Genomic DNA, 14060 nt, shown 5'->3' with positions numbered 1-14060 from the left:
AGCTTTTTATAGCACTGCTAATTCTTCTCATCTTGTTGTAACCATTATAGTTACACATTACTCAATTTGTCAACCTCGCTATTCATTTTTTTACGAGATAAAAGATTTTAGTGATTGCTAAAAATCCACAAAACGATAGCTCATTTACCATTTCAAAATATATCCATATTTTCAACTTATTTTTATCTTAGAGTACTTTTTTATGAAAAAAGGTTTCTTTTTTATAAAAAAGTGTTATACTAGGTATATTATTTCTTGTTCGGTGTTAACAAATAGAAAGACTTTCTTTAAAGTGATTCTTATTGAAATTGAGCAGAGATAGTAATATATTCGTGGATTTTCCACACAGGAGGTACTACAATGGTACAAGGTAAAGTAAAATGGTTTAATGCAGAAAAAGGTTTTGGATTCATCGAAGTAGAAGGACAAGACGACGTATTCGTACACTTCTCAGCTATCCAAGGCGAAGGTTTCAAATCACTTGAAGAAGGTCAAGAAGTTACATTTGAAATCGAAGATGGAGCTCGTGGACCACAAGCTGCTAACGTTCAAAAGTAATTGATTAAGAAGCTGTCACTAATGTGACAGCTTCTTTTTATGTTTATTTAACCAATTAAAATTTGATTTTCCTGCCAAAGGTTAGTCAAGTTCGTATCAGCGAGCCGCTGATGCGTCTCTTTTACGCTAAGCCAGCGATGCTTGTTGAAAACAAAGCGAGTTTCGGGAAGTTCAGTCCATATTTCCTGTACAGACTGCACATTTAATAGAACAAAGTTTGCTTCGTTTCCTTCTTCCACTCCATACTTTTCTTTTCCAATCAGCCGGGCTGGTATACTTGTAATCATTCGGAGCAACTGCCGCTGATCATCCGGACTTCCCATATGTGCAGCATAGGCAGTTAGTAACCCTACTTGCAGCAAGTCTGCTTTTCCAAACGGATGAAAGGGGTCGTTCACGTTATCAGATGCAGTAGCAATTGGAATCGCTGCTTTTTGTATGTCGCGAATACGCGTTACGCCTCGTCTTACAATTCCTTTATCTTCTCTTCCCTGTAAATATAAATTAGAAGCAGGTAATGTGACAACTCCAATTTTCGCCTGTTTTAAAAGGTTTAAGATTTCTTTCACTTTTGCATCAGTCATTCCTGCAAGCGAGCAAAGATGCCCCACTACCACTTTTCCTTCCATATTTAATTCAATTGTTCTATGAGCAATATTAATTATTGTATCAACAGACGGATCATCGCTTTCATCCACATGTAAGTCAAGAGGTTTATTATAGGCTTGAGCCAGCGAAAATAGAGCATCAATCTCTTTTTCTGGATTTCTAGCTAAATGAGGGCAGCCTCCAATCGCATCAATTTCAAGGTCGAATGCTCGTTCAATTTTATTCATCTTATGCATATCATCAATGTCTAGGTTAGAGAATAGCGGAACAACCTGCACGTCCATATACGGGCTTAATTCATCTCTCACTTCGACAGCCGCTTGTAAACTTCGAAATAAACTATCTTCTTCCATGCTGCAGTCAAAATCAATATGCGTTCGAATCGTAGTCGTACCGTTAGCCAATGCCTGCAATGCAGTTTTTAACATTCGCTGCTTGATTTCTTCTTCTGGAAATGCCGGCAGGATGCTGCTGTAATTTTTAATGGCTTCTTGAAGAGTTCCAGATATATTGGGCACTTGAGGAAGCGAATGAGCTTTGTCTAAATGCATATGCATATCTACAAATCCTGGTAATAGCACACGACCCTGTGCATCAAGTGACGTTTCTTTTCCTAACACGGCCGCGTGCAGCGGAAAAAACTCGTCACCTTCAAGATAACCGTTTTGTAAAACGATAGAAGTATACATTCCATTTGAAATTTTCACTTCAAAAAGAGCGTGGTCGTGCATAATTGGCAAACGAACATTAATTAAGTGAAGCAACATAATTCCCTCCTCAATTTTTCAACTTCTTCATTTTTCATAGACCGCTTTATCTTCTCTATCATTTATTGTTTAAAGCATTAATTCGCCAAATTTCGCAAATCACCTTCTCTTTAAAGACCTTTATTTACAGAGAAAAAAGCAAGAACAAAAAAAGGAGCAGCGTCCCCACGCTGCTCATCAAAGAAAAAATGCTAGAAAATAGATAGAATGTACTTCCCATGGTTAAATGAGGGCTTACAGATAAAGCTTCAGTGAGTGATTTCATGCTTTGCATCGCTATTCTCCCCAGAAAGCAATGCAGATACAAACAAGAAACTTCCATCACTCGCTCATACTGTAAATAGACACATAAGAAAAAGCCCAAACAAAGGCAGGTCTCTCAAATACAATGAGCAAAAACCTACCCGCCTGGGCTTTTATCCCTTCGGTGTCATATCCACTTCTTTTCAAAAATGAATATGTGAATCGCTTGGACCAAACTTTCTACTAACGTAAAAATGGGAACCTAGATTCACTTTTTACTCATAGTCCTATCATTTACGGTGATAAGGTAGAAACGTCTGAGCCATATTCTCAAACATATATGAGTGAACCGTATTTAGCTTTTTCTTGTCTACAAATATACTATAGGTCTTTCTGTAAGTCAACTATAAACGAATAATCTTTTTAATAAAATTATATATAGTTCGCCTTTTACAAAAGTTTACTTTTTCAAAAAGTTTGTTAAACTATCTAACACAGTAGTTGCATCTTCCTACAATCCTGCTTATACTTCGAACTACTTACATTACCTATAAAAGTCTTCACTCTGTTGAAGACAAAAAAGCGATCTAGGGTTCCGTTTAACACATGTTAAAGGCTGGTCCGAGAGAGAGCGTACGGAATGGTTCCGTATACACGGAGGGATAAAAGCCTGGGAGAATGACATCATTCTCCCAGGCTTTTCTTTTTTACTACTATAAAATAGAGGAAAGAAGGGATTTATATGAACAACCAACCAGCGTTAAGTAAATCGCTAAAGGTATATCAAATTGTGTTTTTGGGTCTTGCCTGGATGACTCCGATGATTTTCTTTACAGTTTATGGAGTAGCCTACGATGCGGCTGGAGGGCAAATGGTCCTTGCTTATTTAATCGCTTTTTTAGCTATCTTTTTTACCGCATATAGCTACAGCCGAATGGTAAAAGCATATCCGATAGCAGGATCTGCTTATACGTATACGAAAAAAGCTATACATCCTCGCCTTGGCTTTTTAGTAGGCTGGGCACTTCTTTTAGACTATATTTTCTCCCCTATTATCGCTATTTTAACATTTGGTATTTTTATGCATACGGAATTCCCTTCTATTCCTGTATACGTATGGGTCATCGTCATGAACATTATCTTAGCTTTAGTCAATATTGTTGGTATTAAATCTGTAGCTCGTATAAGTGGCATCTCTGTTGTAGTTCAGATTCTCTTTATAAGTTTGTTTTGTTTATTTATTATCAAAGATATTGCAACAGGTCAAGCTAGTTCTTCTACTCTTTTTTCACTTCATCCTTTTTTGGCTTCAGATGTACCGTTTACGACTATTTTTTCTGGAGCTGCGCTCATTTGCTTTTGCTTTTTAGGATTTGATGCAGTTACAACAATGGCGGAAGAAACGATTCAACCGAAAAAGACAATTCCAAAAGCCATTTTTCTTATTGTTTGCATCGCAGCTGTTATGTACATCGCTATCTCGTATTTTACACAGATTGCCTATCCGGGATTCACGTTTACTAACCCTGATAATGCAGCCTACACCCTTGTAAAATTAGTGGGTGGAAATCTTTTAAGCAGTCTATTTATTACGGTATTAATTATTGCAACCTTTACTCAAGGAGTTTCTTCAGTCACAAGCGTTACTCGCTTTTTATATGCTTTAGGCCGTGAATCCGTACTGCCTCAAAAGGTATTTTCAAATATTCATCCAACGTTTAAAACGCCCGTGGTGAATATCTTGCTTGTTACCGCTTTTTCGTTTTTGGGAATGTTCATTGATTTAAACACAGCGGTCACTTTTGTCAGTTTCGGTGCCTTAACCGCTTTTACATTTGTGAATGTATCAGTCATTGCCCATTTTTATATTAAGTTAAAGAAACGGTCGTTTACTGAAACAATACTCTATTTAATCTTCCCTTTGATCGGAGCGGCATTTATCGGATGGCTGCTCACACTGTTAAACAAAGATACTCTTTTGATTGGTGTCGCCTGGCTTACTGTTGGATTTCTCTATTTATTTGTAAAATCCCGACTGTCGGCTCCTTTTGTAAAGAGAGATCATTCAAAAGTGACGGTCCCTGAAAAATAAACTGAAAAATCAGTTTTTGTGTCATGTATTCTAACAAACTACTTGTCAACTCATTTTCACTCATACTATACTACGATTAATCGAAAGCCACAAATGGATAAAGGTTCTTACAGCCGTTAAGAACAAAAAAGCTGTCTAGGGTTCCGTTTAACATATGTTAAAGACTGGTCCGAGAGAGAGCGATATAGCGCTACGCTGTATAACACGGAAGGATAAAAGCCTGGGAGACTACTCTCCCAGGCTTTTATCCTTTTTTTATTCTAAGGAGGTTATTTTATGAGTTCTATCTGGAAGCAAACAATCCCGGCTGGTGGAAAATGGTCAGGCCGAATTGGAAGAGGAAAATCAGTGACGTTTACTGCACAAGAATCCGGTGCAAATGTATCCCTACTATTATACAACGCTTATGATTTAACAGAACGATACAACATGCCCGATACCTTAAAAGCTCAGCACACTGCTCACTTAACAAAAGGACATGTTCTGATGAGTGACAACGGCAGAGCATTTGCAAGCATCACTGCTGATACCACCGGCTGGCATGATACCATTTCAGGCTACATTACGCGCAGCTTAACTCATCAAAAATACGGTGTATCTACTTATCAAGAATCCCGAAATGAATGGAGAAGGAATGGCGAAGAAAACTTCTCAATGGAGCTTTTGCGCAACGGTTTAACAACACGGGATTTAGTCCCTAATCTTAACTTATTTTCAAAAGTATACTGCGACGAAGAAGGCAATATGAATTTTGTTTCTTCTCATTGTAAAAAAGGAGATTTTATTACGCTTAGAACAGAAATGAATTTGCTCTTTCTACTGTCTAATACACCTAACCCTTTAGACCCGAGCGGAACGTATCCTTCTGTTCCAATTGAAATAACCGTAGATGAAGCGGCTCCTGTAAGCTCAGATGACTACTGTTTAAATTTTAGACCTGAAAATAAACGAGCGTTTGAAAACACATGGTCTTATGACCTATTGCTTGGAAATAAAACATTATCAAGGATTTAAAAATGAAGGAGGCTTCTATAATGGCTGTATTTAATCGAGTGGAAAGCAACAGAAAAATAGAGAACGCAATTTATGATGAAACGGTACTGGCTGGGGACGGCTGGATGCACGAACTTAAACCAGGCCAAACTCTTAGAATAATAGATGTAGAAGGCAATCAAGCAGCGGATACTTTATTCTTTGATGCTGAAAACCTAGAAGATCATTACAGTGCAGTATCTACGATTGCTAATCAAGGAAATATTTATTTATCCACTGGCACAGTGCTGCTTTCTCAATCTGGCAAAGAACTAGTCAAAATTGTTGCTGACACGTGCGGACGCCACGACACCTTAGGCGGAGCTTGTTCGGCACAAAGCAACACCGTACGTTATGCACATGACACGCTTCCGATGCATAACTGCCGAGATACATTTATGCTTCAGCTATCAAAATATGATAGCCGCTACACCAAAAGAGATTTAGCACCAAACGTAAACTTTTTTATGAATGTACCTGTGACGCCAAGCGGCGGATTAACGTTTAATGACGGGGTATCTGCCCCTGGATACTATGTAGAAATGGAAGCTATCAATCCTACACTTGTATTGATCAGCAACTGCCCTCAGCTTAACAACCCGTGCAACGATTATAACCCTACCCCTATTCGCTTAGTTATTTGGGATTCATTATAAAAAGGAGTGTTCATCTATGTTTACAAAAGTATTAATTGCGAACCGAGGAGCAATTGCCGTTAGAATTGAGCGAACATTACGACATTTAGGAGTGAAATCTGTAGCTGTTTATACAGAAGCTGATCAAGACAGCCTGCACGTTGATGAAACAGATGAAGCCATTTTAATTGGCAGCGGCCCGGTCAAAGAAAGTTATTTGAACGAAGACCTTATTCTAGATATTGCAAAGAAAACAGGCGCGGAAGCTATTCATCCAGGCTACGGTTTTTTAAGCGAAAACGCGGAATTTGCTCGTCGCTGTCAGGCTGAAGGAATTGTATTTATTGGTCCTACACCTCAGCAAATGGAAATATTCGGATTAAAACATTCAGCTCGGGAAATTGCGCAAAAAGCCGATGTGCCTTTGCTGCCCGGTACACCTCTTATTACAGATGTATCAGAGGCTGTATGTGCTGCTGAAGAGATTGGCTATCCCGTTATGTTAAAAAGTACGGCTGGCGGCGGCGGAATTGGAATGCGTGTTTGCCAAGATGAAAAAGCGCTTCAAGCAGCTTTTGACTCAGTTTGCCATTTAGCACAAACAAACTTTAAAAACAGCGGTGTTTTTTTAGAGAAATACATTCAAAAAGCTCGCCATGTAGAAGTTCAAATCTTCGGGAATTCTTTTGGAGAAGTAGTGGCTTTAGGAGAACGCGACTGCTCTATTCAGCGAAGAAATCAAAAAGTAATTGAAGAAAGCCCAGCTCCAAACTTCCCTTCATATATACGGGAAAATATGCTGCAAGCAGCTACGCGACTAGCTAAAGAAGTCGGATATCGAAGCGCAGGAACGGTAGAGTTTCTTTATGACGCCGAAGCGGAGAAATTTTATTTTTTAGAAGTAAATACTCGCCTTCAAGTAGAGCACGGCGTTACAGAAGAAGTGTTAAACGTTGATTTAGTAGAATGGATGCTTAAAGAAGCATGCGATGAGCTAGTAAACCTTCCTTCTTTGCTTCCTGTGCCTTCAGGTCACAGTATCCAAGCTCGTATTTATGCAGAAGATTGCTTAAATGATTTTCGTCCCAGCGGCGGGCAAATCGACCAAGCAATGTTCTCTAAAAGTGCTCGAGTTGAAACGTGGATACGAGACGGGATTACTGTAACATCACTTTATGATCCTATGCTGGCTAAAATTATCGTTCATGGAAAAACACGAGAAGAAGCCCTTCTAAAATTGAGCGCTGCTTTAAAAGAAACAAGATTATACGGCGTTACTACTAATCTTCAATACTTGCAGGGACTGCTAGAAGAAAAAGCGTGCAAAACAGGCGACGTGTATACTCAAATGCTTAACTCATATAATCCGAGCGAACAAGCACTCGAAGTCTTAGACGGAGGCGTTCAGTCCACTGTTCAAGATTATCCGGGACGTACCGGGCACTGGAACGTAGGGGTTCCTCCGTGCGGTCCAATGGATCCTTTTGCTTTTCGCATAGGAAATAAACTTCTCGGAAACTCCCCGGATGCACCAGGGATTGAAATGACTCTCCGAGGCGGCTCTTATAAATTTAGAGACAATCTATCTTTTTGCATTACGGGTGCTAATATGCATGCTACATTAGACGAAGCTGAAATCCCTATGTATAAGACCATTAGAGCAAAGCCGGGACAAATTCTTTCATTTAGTGAAGCAACCGAAGGAATGCGTACGTATTTACTGATTGGCGGCGGACTTGATATGCCTAAAATATTAGGCAGCTCTTCTACTTTTACACTAGGAAGCTTCGGAGGACACGGCGGTAGAGCACTTCGTACGGGAGATGTACTGCGTGTCTCTGACTACTCTCACGTTGAAAATGAACTTGCCCTTCCCTATCAGCCAGCCATGTCTAAAGAATGGTCAATCGGGGTAATTCCCGGTCCTCATTGTACAGAAGAGTTTTTACAGCCAGAATATTTACAGCAGCTAACAGATACGAAGTGGGAAGTTCATTTTAACAGTTCTAGAACAGGCGTGAGGTTAATAGGCCCCGCTCCTTTTTGGACCCGTGAAGATGGAGGAGAAGCCGGTTTGCATCCATCAAATATTCATGATAACGCATATGCCATCGGCACCTTAGACTTAACGGGAGATATGCCTATTTTACTTGGCCCAGACGGTCCGAGTCTTGGCGGCTTTATTTGCCCTGTTACCACCGCTTCAGCAGAGTTTTGGAAAATAGGACAGCTTCATCCCGGAGATAAAATTTCGTTTAAATTAATTGACCTTGAACAAGCTGAAAAACTCAAATGTACTCAGGAAGACTTTTTGCAGCATATCGGAACATCTGCATCACTTCCTGTACTTACAAATCCAGTAGCACAGCCGCTCAAAAGCGATTATCCGCTGCTGATTAACGAAACGGAAAATAGACGCTTTCCATTTTCCGTCCGCTGCTCAGGCGATGCGAATATACTTGTGGAATACGGAGAAATGGAGCTTGATCTGCTGCTTCGCTTCCAAGTACATGCTTTAATGGAAGCTATCCAAAAGCGTGAGGATTTACCGGTTCTAGATTTAACGCCTGGTATCCGTTCTCTTCAAATTCATATTGATGCAACAAAGATATCTATTCTTGAACTTTGTCAGCGCATTTCAGCTATTGATCGTGCGCTTCCTCCTCTTGAAGAAATGGAAGTTCCATCTCGGATTGTAAAACTTCCACTTTCATGGGATGATCCTGCAACTCAATTAGCTATTGAACGCTATCAGCAAAACGTTCGTCCAGATGCACCATGGTGTCCAAGCAACCTAGAGTTTATTCGCCGAGTAAACGGGCTGGACCACCTTGGAGATGTTAAACGAATTGTATTTGACGCTAATTATCTTGTAATGGGGCTTGGAGATGTATATTTAGGCGCACCTGTTGCTACACCTCTAGACCCTCGTCACCGTTTAGTTACAACGAAATATAATCCTGCCCGTACATGGACGCCTGAAAATGCAGTTGGTATTGGCGGTGCGTATATGTGCGTATACGGAATGGAAGGTCCTGGCGGCTATCAATTTGTGGGACGCACGATTCAAATGTGGAACCGACTTCGTCAAACGGAAAGTTTTGAAACAGGAAAACCGTGGCTTCTTCGTTTCTTTGATCAAATTCAATTTTACCCAGTAGAAGCAGACGAGCTTTTAAAACTGCGCGAAGATTTCCTTCGTGGGAGATTTGAAGCAGATATTACGGAGACAACGTTTAAACTTGGAGAATATTTAGATTTTCTTTCATCCATTGAAGAAAGCACGGCTGCTTTTCGTCATACCCAGCAGGGTGCTTTTCAAACAGAACGAGAAAATTGGAAAGCACTTGGTTTAGCTGAGTACGTCTCTGAACATGAAACAGCTGAAATTACGGAACAAGAACTGCCCGAAGGTACGGAAGCCGCGCGCTGTACAATGCCGGGAAGCGTCTGGAAAGTTCTTGTAGAAGAAGGACAAAAAGTTGAAAAAGGCGATACGTTAATTATCGAAGAAAGCATGAAAATGGAGTTTCCGCAGCTAGCACCTATGGATGGATATATCAGTTCGATTCATGTAAAACCCGGCGATGAAGTACAACCTGGACAGCTGATTGCCGGTATAAAAGCCTTTGCTCCAATTACTCATTAAGGACGGTGGATACAATGAAAACAGTGAGCTTGCCTAAAACATTTTCGGTTCAATGGTTACGTAATATGTATATCAAAAAAGAATTAACTCCGGAAGATGTAGTACATCAAATTTTCACGCGTGTAGAAGCTGACAAAGACATGAATATTTGGATTACCCCTCCTACACTCGATGAGTTAAAACCTTATCTCGATCGCTTAGCTACGCTAAGCCCTGAAGCGTTGCCTTTGTGGGGAATTCCATTCGCCATTAAAGATAATATCGATGTAGCACATGTACCGACGACAGCCGGATGTAAAGAATATACGTATATCCCTTCTGAACATGCTACGGTTGTTCAACACCTTATCGATGCAGGTGCTATTCCTCTTGGAAAGACCAACTTGGACCAATTTGCTACAGGACTGGTCGGTACACGGAGCCCATATGGCGAAACGCACAATGCGTTAAAGCCAAAGCTCATTAGCGGCGGATCGAGCTCAGGATCAGCTGTATCCGTAGCTCGGGGGCATGCTGCTTTTTCTTTAGGCACCGATACAGCAGGTTCAGGGCGGGTTCCAGCTGGTTTAAACCGTCTAATCGGCTATAAACCTTCCCTCGGAGCTTGGTCATCTGCAGGTGTAGTTCCGGCATGTAAAAGCTTAGACTGCGTCACTGCTTTTGCTCATGAATGGAGTGACGTACTGCTTGTAGATTCCATTATTAGAGGAGTAGACGATCGAGACCCATGGTCACGCTCTGTTGTTCGGGCTTCTTCGGCGCTTCCTGAAAAAATTTATATGGTAAAAGAACCGCTTTCGTTTTACGGGCCGTTTGCTGAGCAGTACGAAAAAGCGTGGAAACAAGCTGTGAAAAAGATTGAAGATTTATCTATTCCCATCGAATACATTGACGGCTCGTATTTAAGTGAAGCAGCTGCTTTATTATATGACGGCCCTTACGTAGCAGAGCGCTGGGCTGACTTAGGAGAATTTATCACTTCTCATGAAGAAACAGCCTTTCCTGTAACCGAGCAAGTGCTTCGTTCAGGAGCTAAATCAGAATATGATGCTGCTGCTTTATTTCAAGCTTCACATAAGCTTCAATCCTTTAAACATAAAGCATATCATCAACTTAAAAATGCTGTTCTTGTTATGCCGACAGCAGGCGGAACGTGGACGCGGGAACAAGTAAGAGAAAATCCAATTGAAACAAACAGTGACATGGGGCGTTTTACAAATCATTGTAACTTACTCGACTTGTGTGCTGTCTCTCTTCCATCTCAAGATGCGGATCTTGATTTACCGTTTGGCATTTCATTTTTCTCTACATTTGACGGCGAACAATTCATTTGCGGACTCAGCGAATTGTTTTTAAATGGGGAACGAACGGCTGATTCAAAAAAAGATAGAACATTAGTAGCTGTTTGCGGTTTGCATATGCGCGGGTTTCCACTTGAATCTCAAATGCGTGAACACGGAGCTTCGTTCGTACGAAAAGACCAAACCGCTCCTTATTACCAGCTTTTTAAACTGCCTACTTCTCCAGCAAAACCGGGGCTGTTGCGAACACATCAACAAGGAGAAAAAATTGAGGTTGAACTTTGGGAAATGCCTTTATCACTACTCGGCTCTTTTGCCGATTCTATCCCTTCTCCTCTCGGACTAGGCAAAATCACTCTTGAAGACGGCAGTGAAGTAGCGGGTTTTCTTTGTGAAGCTCATGCGACAGAAGATGCGGAGGATATTACGTCTTATAGAAGCTGGCGGGCTCTCTCAACTTACTAATAAATCGATTATTTACTAAGCTGTTGAGTACATTCTCAGCAGCTCTTTTTCATCAAATCTTCACTGTATATAAAAATAAGAACTTAGCATTAATTATGACAAAGTGAATGTATGATGTCACACTTTTATATTTATTCTTGATTCTTACGTTTACCGTTTTAACAGAGAATACCCCCACTTTAAGCTTGCTAAGTAGGGGTACTTCAATTAAATAAACCTAAAAGGTAAGCTGCACAATGCTCTCCAGAATACCTATCGTGTAGAATGGAAACGCAGCTGATCTTGATGAGAAACATACTTCTTGCGCGGATGCTTATCTAAGTATTGTTTAGCAGTTTGTAAACATTGGCGCGCAAACTCTTCATATCCTAGTTCGTTGGCACGTTTTACATTTGGCAACTCTATGGAATAAGGAACCTGCGGGATACGATTAATAATACTTGCAACATCAATACCTTCTTCATTTAAATACAATCGTTCTTCTCTAAGAACTCGAGTCATTTCCTCCTTTGAACTCGGAATTTCCGCAGAAGCATTGCAAAGATGAAGATAGCGAAACCACCCACGAGGCACGTCGTCCAAATCTTCCACCTTATCTCCTGATCGATGAAAATGGTGGATATCAATCATAAGACCTGCATTTTCACGATTAGCCGTATGAAGAACATCCATTGCGCCTTTAAGGTTATATACGCTCCCAATAGGAACAAATTCTAATTCAATGGTTAACCCAAAAGGCTTAGCTAGATCACAGAGTTCAGCAAAGCATTCGATACCAAAATTGCGATCGTCCGTCCAAATGCTGCTAAGAACGTGACGTCCTCCAAGTTCAGCAGCTGCTTCCATTGCAGGTAAGTAACGTTTTGGATCAACTCCCTCATAGATACGTGCTAACTCTATATCAAGAAGCTTCACTCCTGTTTCTGACATAGCAGATTTTGTTTCTCGCATCAGCTGCTTATTTTCAGCTAACGCATAGTTAGGCTCTCCAGGCAACCCCATGTAAATAGGCCTTAAACTAACAAAATCATATCCTGCCTTCGCAGCCATATACGTCATTTCAGGCGGGGAACATCCAAGAACAGTAAGATACGCAAGGGAAAATTGATTAGGCATTTTATAACTTCCTCCTTTATTCAAACGAATTAGATCGATCTAATTAAAATGACGATATATGCTTATAAACGTCCTACATATTGATTTGATTTTAATTCTCTGTAGGCAGTCTTAATACAATCATCTTCGTTTCAGTCATTTCTTCAATGGCGTAACGTGGACCTTCTCTGCCAATACCGCTGTTTTTCACTCCGCCATATGGCCAATGATCTAATCTAAAGTTAGATGTTCCATTAATAACTACACCGCCCATTTCAAGAGAATGAGCTACTTTATAAGCCAAATCCATTTTGTTCGTAAAAATCCCTGCTTGAAGACCAAAAGCAGAATCATTTGTCTCTTCAATAGCTTCTTCAATCGTATCGTACGGCACAATACTAATAATAGGGCCAAATACTTCTTCACAAATAACTTTACTTTCTTTAGAAGGGTTTAGTAGAACGGTAGGTTCCACCGTAGCTCCGCGGCGCTTTCCTCCGCATATCACTTGTGCCCCCGACTGTACGGCCTCGCCAATCCAGCTCGTCACTCGCTCAGCTGCATGGACATCTACTACACACCCTACATCCGTATCAGGCAATAAGGGATCTCCGATTTTAAGTTTCAGCACCTCTTCTTTTAAAAGATTGGTAAACTCAGAGACCACAGATTGATGTACATAAATTCTTTGAACAGAGATACAGCTCTGACCGGAATTGCTAAATCCGGTTTTAGCACACATAGCCGCAGCACGGTTTAAATCTGCGTCGTTATGGACGATCGTTGCAGCATTTCCTCCTAGCTCTAGCAATACTTTTTTCATTCCAGCTAGCTCACAAATATTTTTACTAGCTACCGTTCCACCTGTAAATGAAATAATGTTCACGCGATCATCTTTTACAATTTGCTGTGCAACCTGTCTTCGACCAAGCACCATATTTACAGCATCCTTAGGAAATCCTGCCCGCAGCAGCAGCCTTAAGAGCTCTGTTGCAATTAAAGTTGTTTGCGAAGAAGGCTTTAAAATCACGCTATTCCCAGCAGCAAAAGCCGGCCCAATTTTATGGCATACAAGATTTAAAGGAGCGTTAAACGGTGTGATAGCCGCTACAACACCAACGGGCACTCGAAAAGTAGATGCAATAGCTTGTGCACCACGTTCTGAAACATCGCCAGGCAATGTTTCACCAATCAATCTTTTTGCTTCTTCCCCTGACAGTTCCAATGTTTCGATTGAACGGGCCACTTCGTCCAGCGTATTTTTCAAAGGCTTTCCTAGTTCTAAAGAAATAAGTCGAGCAAATTTTTCTTTCTCTTGTTCTAGTAATAGAGCCGCTTTCTTTAAAATTTTAGAACGCTGGTAAGAAGAAAGGGCGGCGACATGTTTTTTTGCTTCATAGGCTGATGCTAATGCTTTTTCAACATCTTCTTCATTCGCTAATAGCTGCTCACCTATGACTTCTCCAGAATAGGGGTTTTTTATTAAAGCAACTTCTCGATCTTCAATAATCCATCCACCGTTAATATAAGGCTGTGATTTCTTTTGAATAGTTTCTATCATGTTTAGCACCAACTTTTCATTTTTATTAAACAAACTTTTATATAAAACAAGGC

9 protein-coding genes and 3 riboswitches are annotated in these 14060 nt (G+C 40.6%); of the genes, 6 read left to right on the top strand and 3 right to left on the bottom strand.

The window, feature by feature from the left end; all coding sequences use genetic code 11:
• Window positions 1-360: 360 nt before the first annotated feature.
• A complete protein-coding gene (locus AC0C45_RS08425; protein ID WP_013055689.1) occupies window positions 361-558 on the top strand; it encodes a cold-shock protein in 198 nt (65 codons plus the stop codon).
• A gap of 47 nt (window positions 559-605) precedes the next feature.
• On the opposite strand, the gene AC0C45_RS08420 is transcribed toward AC0C45_RS08425, so the two are convergent.
• The gene (locus AC0C45_RS08420; protein ID WP_047933608.1) at window positions 606-1934 is read right to left on the bottom strand and encodes an amidohydrolase family protein; all 1329 of its coding nucleotides are present in this window, start codon (window positions 1932-1934) and stop codon (window positions 606-608) included.
• A gap of 505 nt (window positions 1935-2439) precedes the next feature.
• Window positions 2440-2541: riboswitch (purine riboswitch) on the bottom strand.
• Between the two features lie 212 nt (window positions 2542-2753).
• Window positions 2754-2856: riboswitch (guanidine-I (ykkC/yxkD leader) on the top strand.
• A gap of 63 nt (window positions 2857-2919) precedes the next feature.
• Here AC0C45_RS08420 and AC0C45_RS08415 point away from each other — a divergent pair.
• The 5 genes from AC0C45_RS08415 to atzF all read left to right on the top strand — a co-directional run bounded on the left by AC0C45_RS08415 (window position 2920) and on the right by atzF (window position 11351).
• Window positions 2920-4269 carry an APC family permease gene (locus AC0C45_RS08415; RefSeq protein WP_257062894.1) on the top strand — a complete coding sequence of 450 codons (1350 nt, stop codon included), beginning with the start codon at window positions 2920-2922 and terminating at the stop codon, window positions 4267-4269.
• Between the two features lie 124 nt (window positions 4270-4393).
• Window positions 4394-4498, top strand: a riboswitch (guanidine-I (ykkC/yxkD leader).
• A 47-nt stretch (window positions 4499-4545) separates the two neighbouring features.
• Complete coding sequence (locus AC0C45_RS08410) at window positions 4546-5283, top strand: urea amidolyase associated protein UAAP1 (RefSeq protein WP_013081996.1); 738 nt, start codon at window positions 4546-4548, stop codon at window positions 5281-5283.
• A 20-nt stretch (window positions 5284-5303) separates the two neighbouring features.
• Complete coding sequence (locus AC0C45_RS08405; RefSeq protein WP_013081995.1) at window positions 5304-5957, top strand: urea amidolyase associated protein UAAP2; 654 nt, start codon at window positions 5304-5306, stop codon at window positions 5955-5957.
• A 16-nt stretch (window positions 5958-5973) separates the two neighbouring features.
• Window positions 5974-9585, top strand: a complete 3612-nt coding sequence (gene uca / locus AC0C45_RS08400; protein WP_280168871.1) for an urea carboxylase — start codon at window positions 5974-5976, stop codon at window positions 9583-9585.
• 14 nt (window positions 9586-9599) lie between these two features.
• Window positions 9600-11351, top strand: coding sequence for an allophanate hydrolase (gene atzF, locus AC0C45_RS08395; RefSeq protein ID WP_047933604.1), 1752 nt, complete (start codon window positions 9600-9602; stop codon window positions 11349-11351).
• A gap of 252 nt (window positions 11352-11603) precedes the next feature.
• Here atzF and AC0C45_RS08390 read toward each other — a convergent pair whose 3' ends face one another.
• Together AC0C45_RS08390 and AC0C45_RS08385 are read right to left on the bottom strand one after the other, a co-directional pair.
• Complete coding sequence (locus tag AC0C45_RS08390; RefSeq protein ID WP_257062888.1) at window positions 11604-12467, bottom strand: sugar phosphate isomerase/epimerase family protein; 864 nt, start codon at window positions 12465-12467, stop codon at window positions 11604-11606.
• Between the two features lie 91 nt (window positions 12468-12558).
• Complete coding sequence (locus tag AC0C45_RS08385) at window positions 12559-14007, bottom strand: aldehyde dehydrogenase family protein (protein WP_257062885.1); 1449 nt, start codon at window positions 14005-14007, stop codon at window positions 12559-12561.
• Between the last annotated feature and the right edge of the window lie 53 nt (window positions 14008-14060).

It is taken from the genome of Priestia sp. VA7, from assembly GCF_055710015.1.
The sequence above is the reverse complement of the archived record's forward strand: the minus strand, read 5'-3'. Positions and strand labels throughout refer to the sequence as shown.